30 protein-coding genes and 1 pseudogene are annotated in these 15,137 nt (G+C 50.0%); 30 read left to right on the top strand and 1 reads right to left on the bottom strand.

The annotated features are described in order from the left end of the window. The 3 genes and pseudogenes from tuf to bfr all read left to right on the top strand — a co-directional run. Nucleotides 1-134, top strand: a pseudogene (tuf, locus tag F3J30_RS22440) (elongation factor Tu); the annotation flags it as partial. 176 nt (nt 135-310) lie between these two features. Further along, complete coding sequence (gene bfd / locus F3J30_RS22435; protein ID WP_008503493.1) at nt 311-505, top strand: bacterioferritin-associated ferredoxin; 195 nt, start codon at nt 311-313, stop codon at nt 503-505. A 72-nt stretch (nt 506-577) separates the two neighbouring features. Further along, nucleotides 578-1,054, top strand: coding sequence for a bacterioferritin (bfr, locus tag F3J30_RS22430; RefSeq protein WP_014072060.1), 477 nt, complete (start codon nt 578-580; stop codon nt 1,052-1,054). Here bfr and F3J30_RS22425 read toward each other — a convergent pair. Continuing rightward, on the bottom strand, nt 1,038-1,511 hold the full coding sequence (locus tag F3J30_RS22425; RefSeq protein WP_166718600.1) for an A24 family peptidase: 474 nt from the start codon (nt 1,509-1,511) through the stop codon (nt 1,038-1,040). The two genes, bfr and F3J30_RS22425, sit on opposite strands and share 17 nt — an antisense overlap. A gap of 380 nt (nt 1,512-1,891) precedes the next feature. Between F3J30_RS22425 and rpsJ the strand changes: the two genes are divergently transcribed. The 27 genes from rpsJ (at nt 1,892) to rpoA (ending at nt 15,122) form a co-directional block, all read left to right on the top strand. Beyond that, entirely contained in the window at nt 1,892-2,203 is a 312-nt protein-coding gene (gene rpsJ / locus F3J30_RS22420; RefSeq protein ID WP_001181005.1) for a 30S ribosomal protein S10, read from the top strand. Between the two features lie 32 nt (nt 2,204-2,235). Beyond that, on the top strand, nt 2,236-2,865 hold the full coding sequence (rplC, locus tag F3J30_RS22415) for a 50S ribosomal protein L3 (protein WP_006178923.1): 630 nt from the start codon (nt 2,236-2,238) through the stop codon (nt 2,863-2,865). 10 nt (nt 2,866-2,875) lie between these two features. Beyond that, nucleotides 2,876-3,481, top strand: a complete 606-nt coding sequence (rplD, locus tag F3J30_RS22410; protein WP_003031119.1) for a 50S ribosomal protein L4 — start codon at nt 2,876-2,878, stop codon at nt 3,479-3,481. Beyond that, entirely contained in the window at nt 3,478-3,780 is a 303-nt protein-coding gene (gene rplW, locus F3J30_RS22405; RefSeq protein ID WP_000617546.1) for a 50S ribosomal protein L23, read from the top strand. The genes rplD and rplW overlap by 4 nt, the downstream gene beginning before the upstream one ends. Nucleotides 3,781-3,797: 17 nt before the next feature. Then, entirely contained in the window at nt 3,798-4,619 is an 822-nt protein-coding gene (gene rplB / locus F3J30_RS22400) for a 50S ribosomal protein L2 (RefSeq protein WP_000301859.1), read from the top strand. A gap of 16 nt (nt 4,620-4,635) precedes the next feature. After that, nucleotides 4,636-4,914: a 30S ribosomal protein S19 gene (rpsS, locus tag F3J30_RS22395; RefSeq protein ID WP_001138115.1), complete on the top strand. Its 279-nt coding sequence runs from the start codon at nt 4,636-4,638 to the stop codon at nt 4,912-4,914. A 14-nt stretch (nt 4,915-4,928) separates the two neighbouring features. Further along, the gene (gene rplV / locus F3J30_RS22390; RefSeq protein ID WP_002919773.1) at nt 4,929-5,261 is read left to right on the top strand and encodes a 50S ribosomal protein L22; all 333 of its coding nucleotides are present in this window, start codon (nt 4,929-4,931) and stop codon (nt 5,259-5,261) included. 17 nt (nt 5,262-5,278) lie between these two features. After that, nucleotides 5,279-5,980 (top strand): 30S ribosomal protein S3, encoded by a 702-nt coding sequence (gene rpsC / locus F3J30_RS22385; protein WP_000529945.1) that lies wholly within the window; start codon nt 5,279-5,281, stop codon nt 5,978-5,980. A 12-nt stretch (nt 5,981-5,992) separates the two neighbouring features. Beyond that, the gene (rplP, locus tag F3J30_RS22380; RefSeq protein WP_002919759.1) at nt 5,993-6,403 is read left to right on the top strand and encodes a 50S ribosomal protein L16; all 411 of its coding nucleotides are present in this window, start codon (nt 5,993-5,995) and stop codon (nt 6,401-6,403) included. Continuing rightward, nucleotides 6,403-6,594, top strand: coding sequence for a 50S ribosomal protein L29 (rpmC, locus tag F3J30_RS22375; RefSeq protein ID WP_006817276.1), 192 nt, complete (start codon nt 6,403-6,405; stop codon nt 6,592-6,594). Before rplP ends, rpmC begins: the two co-directional genes overlap by 1 nt. After that, on the top strand, nt 6,594-6,848 hold the full coding sequence (rpsQ, locus tag F3J30_RS22370) for a 30S ribosomal protein S17 (RefSeq protein ID WP_008503489.1): 255 nt from the start codon (nt 6,594-6,596) through the stop codon (nt 6,846-6,848). The genes rpmC and rpsQ overlap by 1 nt, the downstream gene beginning before the upstream one ends. 166 nt (nt 6,849-7,014) lie before the next feature. Next, the gene (rplN, locus tag F3J30_RS22365) at nt 7,015-7,386 is read left to right on the top strand and encodes a 50S ribosomal protein L14 (protein ID WP_002919748.1); all 372 of its coding nucleotides are present in this window, start codon (nt 7,015-7,017) and stop codon (nt 7,384-7,386) included. A gap of 10 nt (nt 7,387-7,396) precedes the next feature. Then, nucleotides 7,397-7,711 (top strand): 50S ribosomal protein L24, encoded by a 315-nt coding sequence (gene rplX, locus F3J30_RS22360; protein ID WP_003863287.1) that lies wholly within the window; start codon nt 7,397-7,399, stop codon nt 7,709-7,711. Between the two features lie 14 nt (nt 7,712-7,725). Then, nucleotides 7,726-8,265: a 50S ribosomal protein L5 gene (gene rplE, locus F3J30_RS22355; protein ID WP_001096202.1), complete on the top strand. Its 540-nt coding sequence runs from the start codon at nt 7,726-7,728 to the stop codon at nt 8,263-8,265. 14 nt (nt 8,266-8,279) lie between these two features. Continuing rightward, nucleotides 8,280-8,585, top strand: a complete 306-nt coding sequence (rpsN, locus tag F3J30_RS22350; protein WP_003863291.1) for a 30S ribosomal protein S14 — start codon at nt 8,280-8,282, stop codon at nt 8,583-8,585. A 30-nt stretch (nt 8,586-8,615) separates the two neighbouring features. After that, nucleotides 8,616-9,008 (top strand): 30S ribosomal protein S8, encoded by a 393-nt coding sequence (rpsH, locus tag F3J30_RS22345; protein WP_014072058.1) that lies wholly within the window; start codon nt 8,616-8,618, stop codon nt 9,006-9,008. A gap of 12 nt (nt 9,009-9,020) precedes the next feature. Further along, entirely contained in the window at nt 9,021-9,554 is a 534-nt protein-coding gene (gene rplF / locus F3J30_RS22340) for a 50S ribosomal protein L6 (RefSeq protein ID WP_006178917.1), read from the top strand. A 9-nt stretch (nt 9,555-9,563) separates the two neighbouring features. Then, entirely contained in the window at nt 9,564-9,917 is a 354-nt protein-coding gene (gene rplR, locus F3J30_RS22335; protein ID WP_013099023.1) for a 50S ribosomal protein L18, read from the top strand. A 14-nt stretch (nt 9,918-9,931) separates the two neighbouring features. After that, on the top strand, nt 9,932-10,432 hold the full coding sequence (gene rpsE / locus F3J30_RS22330; protein ID WP_002438697.1) for a 30S ribosomal protein S5: 501 nt from the start codon (nt 9,932-9,934) through the stop codon (nt 10,430-10,432). 6 nt (nt 10,433-10,438) lie between these two features. Beyond that, a complete protein-coding gene (gene rpmD, locus F3J30_RS22325; protein WP_003863301.1) occupies nt 10,439-10,618 on the top strand; it encodes a 50S ribosomal protein L30 in 180 nt (59 codons plus the stop codon). A gap of 3 nt (nt 10,619-10,621) precedes the next feature. After that, entirely contained in the window at nt 10,622-11,056 is a 435-nt protein-coding gene (gene rplO / locus F3J30_RS22320) for a 50S ribosomal protein L15 (RefSeq protein ID WP_003863304.1), read from the top strand. A gap of 7 nt (nt 11,057-11,063) precedes the next feature. Further along, nucleotides 11,064-12,395, top strand: coding sequence for a preprotein translocase subunit SecY (gene secY / locus F3J30_RS22315; RefSeq protein ID WP_003863305.1), 1,332 nt, complete (start codon nt 11,064-11,066; stop codon nt 12,393-12,395). A 31-nt stretch (nt 12,396-12,426) separates the two neighbouring features. Further along, complete coding sequence (rpmJ, locus tag F3J30_RS22310) at nt 12,427-12,543, top strand: 50S ribosomal protein L36 (protein ID WP_000868187.1); 117 nt, start codon at nt 12,427-12,429, stop codon at nt 12,541-12,543. A 146-nt stretch (nt 12,544-12,689) separates the two neighbouring features. Beyond that, entirely contained in the window at nt 12,690-13,046 is a 357-nt protein-coding gene (rpsM, locus tag F3J30_RS22305) for a 30S ribosomal protein S13 (RefSeq protein ID WP_003031135.1), read from the top strand. 16 nt (nt 13,047-13,062) lie between these two features. Continuing rightward, nucleotides 13,063-13,452, top strand: coding sequence for a 30S ribosomal protein S11 (gene rpsK / locus F3J30_RS22300; RefSeq protein WP_003863312.1), 390 nt, complete (start codon nt 13,063-13,065; stop codon nt 13,450-13,452). Nucleotides 13,453-13,486: 34 nt separating this feature from the next. Then, nucleotides 13,487-14,107 (top strand): 30S ribosomal protein S4, encoded by a 621-nt coding sequence (rpsD, locus tag F3J30_RS22295; protein WP_003863314.1) that lies wholly within the window; start codon nt 13,487-13,489, stop codon nt 14,105-14,107. Nucleotides 14,108-14,132: 25 nt separating this feature from the next. Continuing rightward, entirely contained in the window at nt 14,133-15,122 is a 990-nt protein-coding gene (rpoA, locus tag F3J30_RS22290; protein WP_002919219.1) for a DNA-directed RNA polymerase subunit alpha, read from the top strand. Nucleotides 15,123-15,137 lie beyond the last annotated feature (15 nt).

Here is a 15,137-nt window from a genome sequence, read left to right as displayed (position 1 = left end):
TAATGCCAGGCGACAACATCAAGATGGTTGTGACTCTGATCCACCCAATCGCGATGGACGACGGTCTGCGTTTCGCAATCCGTGAAGGCGGCCGTACCGTTGGCGCGGGCGTTGTTGCTAAAGTTCTGGGCTAATTAATTATCCCTGAATAAAAAAAGGACGCTTCGGCGTCCTTTTTTATTGTCTTCATTTTCCTTGTCACAAATTTTCGCATTTTTTGTTCGTTCCCGTCCCGCATCTCCGCGTATGTGCTATTGTAATCATAACTATTCTCACTTACACTTTGCGCATAATTTGAACGGGAGTATTTATGTACGTTTGTTTATGTAATGGTGTGAGTGACAAAAAAATACGTCAGGCCGTTCGCCAGTTCCAGCCTCAATCGTTCCAGCAGTTGCGCAAATTTGTTCCAGTTGGAAATCAATGTGGTAAGTGTGTACGCGCAGCCCGTGAAATCATGCAGGATGAGCTTATGCAGATCCCAGAGTATAAAGAGATCGCTTAAGCCCCAATCTTTTTTTTGACATCCCTGTAGCCCCATCTACGCTTCAATAAGTGGAAGCGGAGGGACTATATAATGAAAGGTGATGTTAAAATCATAAGTTATCTCAATAAATTATTGGGAAATGAGCTTGTCGCAATCAACCAGTATTTTCTCCATGCGAGAATGTTTAAAAACTGGGGACTGACGCGTCTTAACGACGTCGAATATCATGAATCCATCGATGAAATGAAACACGCCGATAAATATATCGAGCGCATTCTTTTCCTTGAGGGCATTCCTAACTTGCAGGATCTTGGCAAACTTGGCATTGGTGAAGATGTCGAGGAGATGTTGCGTTCCGACCTTGCGCTAGAACTTGATGGCGCCAAAGACCTTCGTGAAGCCATCGCCTACGCAGACAGCGTTCATGACTATGTTAGCCGCGATATGATGATCCAGATTCTGGCAGATGAAGAAGGTCACATTGACTGGCTGGAAACCGAACTCGATCTCATCGGTAAACTCGGTATACAGAACTATCTCCAGTCCCAGATTAAAGTGGAAGATTGATTACACTTTGCCAGCCAGAACATAAACCCGCTGCCGCCAGAAATGGCCCGAAAGGCAGTGGGTTTTTCAATACCTGATTATCCTGGTAACGACAACACTGGATACCAAGATACAGAAGCGCGGTGAGTGCTGCCGTTAATGCAAGGACAGGCAAAACACACCACCCGTGCCAGGCCCCAAGCGCAGCAAGATATTTCACATCCCCATATCCCATTCCTTCGCGTTTACTCGCCAGTCGATATCCCCAGTAGATAACCGCAAACCCCGCGTAGCCTGCCAGTGCCCCAATTACCGCGTGGGGTAGGAAATCAGGATTAACGCAAAGATGAAAAACAAGACCGCTCCACAAAAGTGGGCAGAGATATTTGTCCGGCAAAATCCCGGCAAGGATATCGCTGCGAACCAGTAGCACCGTCAGGACAAGATAGATAATCAGAAAGGGGAGAGTGGTTAGCATATCGGAGACCTCAGAGAGTGTTTCCGGGCATCCTCTACGCAACACCAGCCAGTGGCAAATAACAAACTTTAGAGCTGCGCACCTGTTTCAGGGAAAATGAGTTAACCGGCTACATTTCATACCACACTGCGGCCCGACACGCAGTGTGGTCCCAGGCGCTTAATTACTAAACTACACTTGCGTCTGGCTCAGATTTACGTATAATGCGCGGGCTTGTCGTAATTGACGGCTGGTTCAATCTGAACCGGAGTAACTCATTTTGTTACTCAACAATGCTCCCAATTGGGGGGCTACGTAAGAACGGTTACACTCTCCCATCAATCGTAATGGGTTTGAGGAGTAATCATTTTCGTTTATAAAATAATTGGAGCTCTGGTCTCATGCAGAACCAAAGAATCCGTATCCGCCTGAAAGCGTTTGATCATCGTCTGATCGATCAATCAACCGCGGAAATCGTCGAGACTGCTAAGCGCACTGGTGCGCAAGTCCGTGGTCCGATCCCGCTGCCGACCCGCAAAGAGCGCTTTACCGTTCTGATCTCCCCGCACGTCAACAAAGACGCGCGTGATCAGTACGAAATCCGCACTCACAAGCGTCTGGTTGACATCGTTGAGCCAACTGAGAAAACCGTTGATGCTCTGATGCGTCTGGATCTGGCTGCCGGTGTAGACGTGCAGATCAGCCTGGGTTAATCAGGTCATCGAGCGATTGAGAGGTTGATACAATGATTGGTTTAGTCGGTAAAAAAGTGGGTATGACCCGCATCTTCACTGAAGATGGCGTTTCAATCCCAGTAACCGTAATCGAAGTTGAAGCAAACCGCGTTACTCAGGTTAAAGATCTGGCTAACGATGGCTACCGTGCTGTTCAGGTTACCACTGGTGCTAAAAAAGCTAACCGTGTAACCAAACCAGAAGCGGGTCACTTCGCTAAAGCTGGCGTAGAAGCTGGCCGTGGTCTGTGGGAATTCCGTCTTGCTGAAGGCGAAGAGTTCACCGTAGGTCAGGACATTAGCGTTGAGCTGTTTGCTGACGTTAAAAAAGTTGACGTAACCGGTACCTCTAAAGGTAAAGGTTTTGCTGGTACCGTTAAGCGCTGGAACTTCCGTACCCAGGACGCTACTCACGGTAACTCCTTGTCTCACCGCGTACCGGGTTCTATCGGTCAGAACCAGACTCCGGGCAAAGTGTTCAAAGGCAAGAAAATGGCAGGTCAGCTGGGTAACGAACGTGTAACCGTTCAGAGCCTGGACGTAGTACGTGTTGACGCTGAGCGCAACCTGCTGCTGGTTAAAGGTGCAGTTCCGGGTGCAACCGGTAGCGACCTGATCGTTAAACCAGCTGTGAAGGCGTAAGGGGATAGCAATGGAATTAGTATTGAAAGACGCGCAGAGCGCGCTGACTGTTTCCGAAACTACCTTCGGTCGTGATTTCAACGAAGCGCTGGTTCACCAGGTTGTTGTTGCTTATGCAGCTGGTGCTCGTCAGGGTACTCGTGCTCAGAAGACTCGTGCTGAAGTAACTGGTTCTGGCAAAAAGCCATGGCGCCAGAAAGGTACCGGCCGTGCGCGTTCAGGTTCTATCAAGAGCCCGATCTGGCGTTCAGGTGGCGTGACCTTCGCTGCGCGTCCACAGGACCACAGTCAAAAAGTTAACAAAAAGATGTACCGCGGCGCGCTGAAAAGCATCCTGTCCGAACTGGTACGTCAGGATCGTCTGATCGTTGTCGAATCATTCTCTGTTGAAGCGCCTAAAACTAAGCTGCTGGCACAGAAACTGAAAGACATGGCTCTGGAAGATGTGCTGATCATCACCGGTGAGCTGGACGAGAACCTGTTCCTGGCCGCACGTAACCTGCACAAGGTTGACGTACGTGATGCGACTGGTATCGACCCGGTTAGCCTGATCGCCTTCGACAAAGTCGTAATGACTGCTGATGCTGTTAAGCAAGTTGAGGAGATGCTGGCATGATTCGTGAAGAACGTCTGCTGAAGGTGCTGCGTGCACCGCACGTTTCTGAAAAAGCGTCTACTGCGATGGAAAAAACTAACACCATCGTTCTCAAAGTTGCTAAAGACGCGACCAAAGCAGAGATCAAAGCTGCTGTGCAGAAACTGTTTGAAGTCGAAGTCGAAGTCGTTAACACCCTGGTAGTTAAAGGGAAAGTTAAACGTCACGGACAGCGTATCGGTCGTCGTAGCGACTGGAAAAAAGCTTACGTCACCCTGAAAGAAGGCCAGAATCTGGACTTCGTTGGCGGCGCTGAGTAAGTCGGAGGAGTAATACAATGGCAGTTGTTAAATGTAAACCGACATCTCCGGGTCGTCGCCACGTAGTTAAAGTGGTTAACCCTGAGCTGCACAAGGGCAAACCTTTTGCTCCGTTGCTGGAAAAAAACAGCAAATCCGGTGGTCGTAACAACAATGGCCGTATCACCACTCGTCACATCGGTGGTGGCCACAAGCAGGCTTATCGTATTGTTGACTTCAAACGCAACAAAGACGGTATCCCAGCAGTTGTTGAACGTCTTGAGTACGATCCGAACCGTTCCGCGAACATCGCGCTGGTTCTGTACAAAGACGGCGAACGCCGTTACATCCTGGCCCCTAAAGGCCTGAAAGCTGGCGACCAGATTCAGTCTGGCGTTGATGCTGCAATCAAAGCAGGCAACACCCTGCCGATGCGCAATATCCCGGTTGGTTCTACCGTTCATAACGTAGAAATGAAACCAGGTAAAGGCGGTCAGCTGGCTCGTTCCGCTGGTACTTACGTTCAGATCGTTGCTCGTGACGGTGCTTATGTCACCCTGCGTCTGCGTTCTGGTGAAATGCGTAAAGTCGAAGCAGACTGCCGCGCTACTCTGGGCGAAGTTGGCAATGCTGAGCATATGCTGCGCGTTCTGGGTAAAGCAGGTGCTGCACGCTGGCGTGGTGTTCGTCCTACCGTTCGCGGTACTGCGATGAACCCAGTAGACCACCCACATGGTGGTGGTGAAGGTCGTAACTTTGGTAAGCACCCGGTAACTCCGTGGGGCGTTCAGACCAAAGGTAAGAAGACCCGCAGCAACAAGCGTACTGATAAATTTATCGTACGTCGCCGTAGCAAATAATTTTAGAGGATAAGCCATGCCACGTTCTCTCAAGAAAGGTCCTTTTATTGACCTGCACTTGCTGAAGAAGGTAGAGAAAGCGGTGGAAAGCGGAGACAAGAAGCCCCTGCGCACTTGGTCCCGTCGTTCAACGATCTTTCCTAACATGATCGGTTTGACCATCGCTGTCCATAATGGTCGTCAGCACGTTCCAGTCTTTGTTTCCGACGAAATGGTTGGTCACAAACTGGGTGAATTCGCACCGACTCGTACTTATCGCGGCCACGCTGCTGATAAAAAAGCGAAGAAGAAATAAGGTAGGAGGAAGAGATGGAAACTTTAGCTCAACATCGCCATGCTCGTTCTTCTGCTCAGAAGGTTCGCCTTGTTGCTGACCTGATTCGCGGTAAGAAAGTGTCGCAGGCCCTGGACATCCTGACCTATACCAACAAGAAAGCTGCGGTATTGGTCAAGAAAGTACTGGAATCTGCCATTGCTAACGCTGAACACAACGATGGCGCTGACATTGACGATCTGAAAGTTGCGAAAATTTTCGTAGACGAAGGCCCAAGCATGAAGCGCATTATGCCGCGTGCGAAAGGTCGTGCAGATCGCATCCTGAAGCGCACCAGCCACATTACTGTGGTTGTGTCCGATCGCTGAGACTCTGGAGACTAGCAATGGGTCAGAAAGTACATCCTAATGGTATTCGCCTGGGTATTGTAAAACCATGGAACTCTACCTGGTTTGCGAACACCAAAGAATTCGCTGACAACCTGGACAGCGATTTTAAAGTACGTCAGTACCTGACTAAGGAACTGGCTAAAGCGTCTGTATCTCGTATCGTTATCGAGCGTCCAGCTAAGAGCATCCGTGTGACTATTCACACTGCTCGTCCTGGCATCGTTATCGGTAAGAAAGGCGAAGACGTAGAAAAACTGCGCAAGGTCGTAGCGGATATCGCTGGCGTTCCTGCACAGATCAATATCGCTGAAGTTCGTAAGCCTGAACTGGACGCTAAATTGGTTGCTGACAGCATCACTTCTCAGCTGGAACGTCGTGTTATGTTCCGTCGTGCTATGAAGCGTGCTGTACAGAACGCAATGCGTCTGGGCGCTAAAGGTATCAAAGTTGAAGTTAGCGGCCGTCTGGGCGGCGCGGAAATCGCACGTACCGAATGGTACCGTGAAGGTCGCGTACCGCTGCACACTCTGCGTGCTGACATCGACTACAACACCTCTGAAGCGCACACCACTTACGGTGTAATCGGCGTTAAGGTATGGATCTTCAAAGGTGAGATCCTGGGTGGTATGGCTGCTGTTGAACAACCGGAAAAACCGGCTGCTCAACCTAAAAAGCAGCAGCGTAAAGGCCGTAAATAAGGAGCGTCGCTGATGTTACAACCAAAGCGTACAAAATTCCGTAAAGTGCACAAAGGCCGCAACCGTGGTCTGGCGCAGGGTACGGATGTTAGCTTCGGCACTTTCGGTCTGAAAGCTGTTGGCCGTGGTCGTCTGACTGCACGTCAGATCGAAGCAGCACGTCGTGCAATGACCCGTGCAGTTAAGCGTCAAGGTAAGATTTGGATCCGTGTATTCCCGGACAAACCAATCACCGAGAAGCCACTGGAAGTTCGTATGGGTAAAGGTAAAGGTAACGTGGAGTACTGGGTTGCCTTGATCCAGCCGGGCAAAGTCCTGTATGAAATGGACGGTGTTCCGGAAGAGCTGGCCCGTGAAGCATTCGGCCTTGCAGCAGCAAAACTGCCGATTAAAACCACCTTTGTAACTAAGACGGTGATGTAATGAAAGCAAATGAGCTGCGTGAAAAAAGCGTTGAAGAACTGAACGCCGAGCTGCTGAACCTGCTGCGTGAGCAGTTCAACCTGCGTATGCAGGCTGCAAGTGGCCAGCTGCAACAGACTCACCTGCTGAAGCAAGTGCGTCGCAATGTTGCACGCGTTAAGACTTTACTGACTCAGAAGGCGGGTGCGTAATGACCGATAAAATCCGTACTCTGCAAGGTCGTGTTGTTAGCGACAAAATGGAGAAATCCATCGTTGTTGCTATCGAACGTATTGTGAAACACCCGATCTACGGTAAATTCATCAAGCGTACGACCAAACTGCACGTACATGACGAGAACAACGAATGTGGTATCGGCGACAAGGTTGAAATCCGTGAATGCCGTCCACTGTCCAAGACTAAGTCCTGGACGCTGGTTCGCGTTGTAGAGAAAGCGGTTCTGTAATACAGTAAGCCTTCTCGATACGAATAAACGGCTCAGCGATGAGCCGTTTATTTTTTCTACCCATATTGCAGAAGCGGTGTTATAATGCCGCGCCCTCGATATGGGGCTTTTTAACGGCTCTGATTTTAGAGTCTCAGGTAGTAGTTGACATTAGCGGAGCACTAAAATGATCCAAGAACAGACTATGCTGAACGTCGCCGACAACTCCGGTGCACGTCGCGTAATGTGTATCAAGGTTCTGGGTGGCTCGCACCGTCGCTACGCAGGCGTAGGCGACATCATCAAGATCACCATCAAGGAAGCAATTCCACGTGGTAAGGTCAAAAAAGGTGATGTGCTGAAGGCGGTAGTGGTGCGCACCAAGAAGGGTGTTCGTCGCCCTGACGGTTCTGTCATTCGCTTCGATGGTAATGCATGCGTTATTTTAAACAATAACAGCGAGCAGCCTATCGGCACGCGTATCTTTGGGCCGGTAACTCGTGAACTTCGTACTGAGAAGTTCATGAAAATTATCTCTCTGGCACCAGAAGTACTCTAAGGAGCGAATCATGGCAGCGAAAATCCGTCGTGATGACGAAGTTATCGTGTTAACCGGTAAAGATAAAGGTAAACGCGGTAAAGTAAAAAATGTTCTGTCTTCCGGCAAACTTGTCGTTGAAGGTATCAACCTGGTTAAGAAACATCAGAAGCCGGTTCCGGCCCTGAACCAACCAGGCGGCATCGTTGAAAAAGAAGCTGCTATTCAGGTTTCTAACGTTGCAATCTTCAATGCGGCTACCGGTAAGGCTGACCGTGTAGGCTTTAGATTCGAAGACGGCAAAAAAGTCCGTTTCTTCAAGTCTAACAGCGAAACTATCAAGTAATTTGGAGTAGTACGATGGCGAAACTGCATGATTACTACAAAGACGAAGTAGTTAAGAAACTCATGACTGAGTTTAACTACAATTCTGTCATGCAAGTCCCTCGGGTCGAGAAGATCACCCTGAACATGGGTGTTGGTGAAGCGATCGCTGACAAGAAACTGCTGGATAACGCAGCAGCTGATCTGACAGCAATCTCCGGTCAAAAGCCGTTGATCACCAAAGCACGCAAATCAGTTGCAGGCTTCAAAATCCGTCAGGGCTATCCGATCGGCTGTAAAGTAACTCTGCGTGGCGAACGCATGTGGGAGTTCTTTGAGCGCCTGATCACTATTGCTGTACCGCGTATCCGTGACTTCCGTGGCTTGTCCGCTAAGTCTTTCGACGGTCGTGGTAACTACAGCATGGGTGTCCGTGAGCAGATCATCTTCCCAGAAATCGACTACGATAAAGTCGACCGCGTGCGTGGTTTGGATATTACCATTACCACTACTGCGAAATCTGACGAAGAAGGCCGTGCTCTGCTGGCTGCCTTTGACTTCCCGTTCCGCAAGTAAGGTAGGGTTACTGAATGGCTAAGCAATCAATGAAAGCACGCGAAGTAAAGCGCGTAGCTTTAGCTGATAAATTCTTCGCTAAACGCGCTGAACTGAAAGCGATCATTTCTGATGTGAACGCTTCCGACGAAGATCGTTGGAATGCGGTTCTCAAGCTGCAGTCTCTGCCGCGTGATTCCAGCCCGTCTCGTCAGCGTAACCGCTGCCGTCAAACAGGTCGTCCACATGGTTATGTGGGCAAGTTTGGGTTGAGCCGTATCAAACTGCGTGAAGCCGCCATGCGCGGTGAAGTACCAGGCTTGAAAAAGGCTAGCTGGTAATTACCAATTGAATCACGGGAGTAAAGACAGATGAGCATGCAAGATCCGATCGCGGATATGCTGACCCGTATCCGTAACGGTCAGGCCGCGAACAAAGTTGCGGTCACCATGCCTTCCTCCAAGCTGAAAGTGGCAATTGCCAACGTGCTGAAGGATGAAGGTTTTATCGAAGATTTTAAAGTTGAAGGCGACACCAAGCCGGAACTGGAAGTGACTCTTAAGTACTTCCAGGGTAAAGCTGTTGTAGAAAGCATTCAGCGTGTCAGCCGCCCAGGTCTGCGCATCTATAAGAAAAAAGATGAGCTGCCTAAAGTTATGGCTGGTCTTGGTATCGCAGTTGTTTCTACCTCTAAAGGTGTTATGACTGATCGTGCAGCGCGCCAGGCTGGTCTTGGTGGCGAAATTATCTGCTACGTAGCCTAATCGGAGGAAAAAATGTCTCGTGTTGCTAAAGCACCGGTCGTTATTCCTGCCGGCGTTGATGTAAAAATCGACGGTCAGGTTATTACGATCAAAGGTAAAAACGGCGAGCTGACTCGTACCCTCAACAATGCTGTTGAAGTTAAACATGCAGACAACGCTCTGACCTTCGGTCCACGTGATGGTTTCGTGGATGGATGGGCTCAGGCTGGTACCGCGCGTGCCCTGCTGAACTCAATGGTTGTTGGTGTTACCGAAGGCTTCACTAAAAAGCTTCAGCTGGTTGGTGTAGGTTATCGTGCAGCTATCAAAGGGAATGCAGTTGGCCTGTCTCTGGGCTTCTCACACCCTGTTGAGCATCCGCTGCCGGCCGGTATCACTGCAGAATGTCCGACTCAGACTGAAATCGTGCTGAAAGGCGCTGATAAACAGCTGATCGGCCAGGTTGCAGCAGATCTGCGCGCCTACCGTCGTCCTGAGCCTTACAAAGGCAAGGGTGTTCGTTACGCCGACGAAGTCGTGCGTACCAAAGAGGCTAAGAAGAAGTAAGGTAACACTATGGATAAGAAATCTGCTCGTATCCGTCGTGCGACCCGCGCACGCCGCAAGCTCAAAGAGCTGGGTGCAACTCGCCTGGTGGTACATCGTACCCCGCGTCACATTTACGCACAGGTAATTGCACCGAACGGTTCTGAAGTTCTGGTAGCTGCTTCTACTGTAGAAAAAGCTATCGCAGAACAATTGAAGTACACCGGTAACAAAGACGCCGCTGCAGCTGTAGGTAAAGCTGTTGCAGAACGCGCTCTGGAAAAAGGCATCAGCAATGTTTCCTTTGACCGTTCCGGGTTCCAATATCATGGTCGTGTCCAGGCACTGGCAGATGCTGCCCGTGAAGCTGGCCTTCAGTTCTAAGGTAGAGGTGTAAGATGGCTCACATCGAAAAACAAGCTGGCGAACTGCAGGAAAAGCTGATCGCGGTTAACCGCGTATCTAAAACCGTTAAAGGTGGTCGTATTTTCTCCTTCACAGCTCTGACTGTAGTTGGTGATGGTAACGGTCGCGTTGGTTTTGGTTACGGTAAAGCGCGTGAAGTTCCAGCAGCGATCCAGAAAGCGATGGAAAAAGCCCGTCGCAATATGATTAACGTCGCGCTGAACCACGGCACCCTGCAACACCCAGTTAAAGGTGTTCACACGGGTTCTCGTGTATTCATGCAGCCAGCTTCCGAAGGTACCGGTATCATCGCCGGTGGTGCAATGCGCGCCGTTCTGGAAGTTGCTGGAGTTCATAACGTTCTGGCTAAAGCATATGGTTCCACCAACCCGATCAACGTGGTTCGTGCAACTATTGATGGCCTGGAAAATATGAATTCTCCAGAAATGGTCGCTGCCAAGCGTGGTAAATCCGTTGAAGAAATTCTGGGGTAATTGACCATGGCAAAGACTATTAAAATCACTCAAACCCGCAGTGCAATCGGTCGTCTGCCGAAACACAAGGCAACGCTGCTTGGCCTGGGTCTGCGTCGTATTGGTCATACTGTTGAGCGCGAGGATACTCCTGCTGTTCGCGGTATGGTCAACGCGGTTTACTTCATGGTTAAAGTTGAGGAGTAAGAGATGCGTTTAAATACTCTGTCTCCGGCCGAAGGCTCTAAAAAGGCGGGTAAACGCCTGGGTCGTGGTATCGGTTCTGGCCTCGGTAAAACCGGTGGTCGTGGTCACAAAGGTCAGAACTCTCGTTCTGGCGGTGGCGTACGTCGCGGTTTCGAGGGTGGTCAGATGCCACTGTACCGTCGTCTGCCGAAATTCGGCTTCACCTCTCGCAAAGCAGCGATCACAGCGGAAATCCGTCTGTCTGACCTGGCGAAAGTTGAAGGCGGCGTTGTAGACCTGAACACGCTGAAAGCAGCTAACATTATCGGTATCCAGATCGAGTTCGCGAAAGTGATCCTGGCTGGTGAAGTTTCTACTCCGGTAACTGTTCGTGGCCTGCGTGTGACTAAAGGTGCTCGTGCTGCTATCGAAGCTGCTGGCGGTAAAATTGAGGAATAAGTAGCAGATGGCTAAGCAACCGGGATTAGATTTTCAAAGTGCCAAAGGTGGTTTTGGCGAGCTGAAACGCAGACTGCTGTTTGTTATCGGCGCGCTGATTGTTTTCCGTATTGGCTCTTTTATTCCGATCCCTGGTATCGATGCCGCTGTACTTGCCAAACTGCTTGAGCAACAGCGAGGCACCATCATTGAAATGTTCAACATGTTCTCTGGTGGTGCTCTCAGCCGTGCTTCTATCTTCGCATTGGGTATTATGCCGTATATCTCGGCATCCATTATTATCCAGCTGCTGACGGTCGTTCATCCGGCCTTAGCTGAGTTGAAGAAAGAAGGGGAGTCTGGACGTCGTAAGATTAGTCAGTACACCCGTTACGGCACTCTGGTGCTGGCTATATTCCAGTCGATCGGTATTGCTACCGGTCTGCCGAATATGCCTGGTATGCAGGGCCTGGTGTTAAACCCGGGCTTTGCATTCTATTTCACCGCTGTTGTAAGTCTGGTCACAGGAACCATGTTCCTGATGTGGCTCGGCGAACAGATTACTGAACGTGGTATCGGTAACGGTATCTCAATCATTATCTTCGCCGGTATTGTTGCGGGACTCCCGCCAGCCATTGCCCACACTATCGAGCAAGCGCGTCAAGGCGACCTGCACTTCCTCCTGTTGCTGTTGGTTGCAGTATTAGTATTTGCAGTGACGTTCTTTGTTGTATTCGTTGAACGTGGTCAACGCCGCATTGTGGTGAACTACGCTAAACGTCAGCAGGGTCGTCGTGTCTATGCTGCACAGAGCACACATTTACCGCTGAAAGTGAATATGGCGGGGGTAATCCCGGCAATCTTCGCTTCCAGTATTATTCTGTTCCCGGCGACCATCGCGTCATGGTTCGGGGGCGGGACTGGTTGGAACTGGCTGACAACAATTTCGCTGTATTTGCAGCCTGGGCAACCACTTTATGTGTTACTCTATGCGTCTGCGATCATCTTCTTCTGTTTCTTCTACACGGCGTTGGTCTTCAACCCGCGTGAAACAGCAGATAACCTGAAGAAGTCCGGTGCATTTGTACCAGGAATTCGTCCGGGAGAGCAAACGGCGAAGTATATCGATAAAGTAATGACTCGCCTGACTTTGGTTGGTGCGCTTTATATTACTTTTATCTGCCTGATCCCGGAGTTCATGCGTGATGCAATGAAAGTACCGTTCTACTTTGGTGGGACTTCACTGCTTATCGTTGTTGTCGTGATTATGGACTTTATGGCTCAAGTGCAAACTCTGATGATGTCCAGTCAGTATGAGTCTGCATTGAAGAAGGCGAACCTGAAAGGCTACGGCCGCTAATTGGTCGCCTGAGAAGTTACGGAGAGTAAAAATGAAAGTTCGTGCTTCCGTCAAGAAATTATGCCGTAACTGCAAAATCGTTAAGCGTGATGGTGTCATCCGTGTGATTTGCAGTGCCGAGCCGAAGCATAAACAGCGCCAAGGCTGATTATTTCGCATATTTTTCTTGCAAAGTTGGGTTGAGCTGGCTAGATTAGCCAGCCAATCTTTTGTATGTCTGTACGTTTCCATTTGAGTATCCTGAAAACGGGCTTTTCAGCATGGTGCGTACATATTAAATAGTAGGAGTGCATAGTGGCCCGTATAGCAGGCATTAACATTCCTGATCAGAAACATGCTGTGATCGCATTAACTTCGATCTACGGCGTCGGCAAGACCCGTTCTAAGGCCATTCTGGCTGCAGCGGGTATCGCTGAAGATGTTAAGATCAGTGAGCTGTCTGAAGAACAAATCGACACGCTGCGTGACGAAGTTGCCAAATTTGTCGTTGAAGGTGATCTGCGCCGTGAAGTTAGCATGAGCATCAAGCGCCTTATGGATCTTGGTTGCTATCGCGGTTTGCGTCATCGTCGTGGTCTGCCAGTGCGCGGTCAGCGTACTAAGACCAACGCACGTACCCGTAAGGGTCCGCGCAAACCGATCAAGAAATAATCGGGGTGATTGAATAATGGCAAAGGCACCAGTTCGTGCACGTAAACGTGTAAGAAAACAAGTCTCTGACGGCGTGGCTCATATCCATGCTTCTTTCAACAACACCATCGTTACTATTACTGATCGTCAGGGTAACGCATTGGGTTGGGCAACAGCCGGTGGTTCCGGTTTCCGTGGTTCACGCAAATCCACTCCGTTTGCAGCTCAGGTTGCAGCAGAGCGTTGCGCTGAAGCCGTAAAAGAATACGGCATCAAGAATCTGGAAGTTATGGTTAAAGGTCCGGGTCCAGGCCGCGAATCTACTGTTCGTGCTCTGAACGCCGCTGGTTTCCGCATCACTAATATTACTGATGTGACTCCGATCCCTCATAACGGTTGTCGTCCGCCGAAAAAACGTCGCGTATAACGCGCTCGTTTTTTAGGTTAGTTGGAGATAGAAAATGGCAAGATATTTGGGTCCTAAGCTCAAGCTGAGCCGTCGTGAGGGCACCGACTTATTCCTTAAGTCTGGCGTTCGCGCGATCGATACCAAGTGTAAAATTGAACAAGCTCCTGGCCAGCACGGTGCGCGTAAACCGCGTCTGTCTGACTATGGTGTGCAGTTGCGTGAAAAGCAAAAAGTTCGCCGTATCTACGGTGTGCTGGAGCGTCAGTTCCGTAACTACTATAAAGAAGCAGCACGTCTGAAAGGCAACACTGGTGAAAACCTGTTGGCTCTGCTGGAAGGTCGTCTGGACAACGTTGTATACCGTATGGGCTTCGGCGCTACTCGTGCTGAATCACGCCAGTTGGTTAGCCACAAAGCAATCATGGTAAACGGTCGTGTTGTTAACATCGCTTCTTATCAGGTTAAAGCGAATGACGTTGTTAGCATTCGTGAGAAAGCGAAAAAGCAATCTCGCGTGAAAGCCGCTCTGGAGCTGGCTGAGCAGCGTGAAAAGCCAACCTGGCTGGAAGTTGATGCTGGCAAGATGGAAGGTACGTTCAAGCGTCAGCCAGAACGTTCTGATCTGTCTGCGGACATTAACGAACACCTGATCGTCGAGCTTTACTCCAAGTAAAGCTTAGTACCAAAGAGAGGACACAATGCAGGGTTCTGTGACAGAGTTTCTAAAACCGCGCCTGGTAGATATCGAGCAAGTGAGTTCGACGCACGCCAAGGTGACCCTTGAGCCTTTAGAGCGTGGCTTTGGCCATACTCTGGGTAACGCACTGCGCCGTATTCTGCTCTCATCGATGCCGGGTTGCGCGGTGACCGAGGTTGAGATTGATGGTGTACTTCATGAGTACAGCACCAAAGAAGGCGTTCAGGAAGATATCCTTGAAATCCTGCTCAACCTGAAAGGGCTGGCGGTGAGAGTTCAGGGTAAAGATGAAGTTATTCTTACTCTGAATAAATCTGGCATTGGCCCTGTGACTGCAGCCGACATCACCCACGACGGTGATGTTGAAATCGTCAAGCCGCAGCACGTGATCTGCCACCTGACCGATGAGAACGCAGCTATTAGCATGCGTATCAAAGTTCAGCGCGGTCGTGGTTATGTGCCGGCTTCTGCCCGAATTCATTCGGAAGAAGATGAGCGCCCAATCGGCCGTCTGCTGGTCGACGCATGTTACAGCCCTGTAGAGCGTATTGCCTACAATGTTGAAGCAGCGCGTGTAGAACAGCGTACCGACCTGGACAAGCTGGTCATCGAAATGGAAACCAACGGCACAATCGATCCTGAAGAGGCGATTCGTCGTGCGGCAACCATCCTGGCAGAACAACTTGAAGCTTTCGTTGACTTACGTGATGTTCGTCAGCCGGAAGTTAAAGAAGAGAAACCAGAATTCGATCCGATCCTGCTGCGCCCTGTTGACGATCTCGAATTGACTGTCCGCTCTGCTAACTGCCTCAAGGCAGAAGCTATCCACTATATCGGTGATCTGGTACAGCGTACCGAGGTTGAGTTGCTGAAAACGCCGAACCTGGGTAAAAAATCTCTTACTGAGATTAAAGACGTGCTGGCCTCACGTGGTCTGTCTCTGGGTATGCGCCTGGAAAACTGGCCACCGGCAAGCATTGCTGACGAGTAACCGGATCACAGGTTA

Origin of the sequence: Enterobacter sp. Tr-810, from assembly GCF_011752765.1 — a bacterium.
GTDB lineage: Bacteria > Pseudomonadota > Gammaproteobacteria > Enterobacterales > Enterobacteriaceae > Enterobacter > Enterobacter soli.
This window is presented reverse-complemented; position numbering and strand designations above follow the sequence as displayed.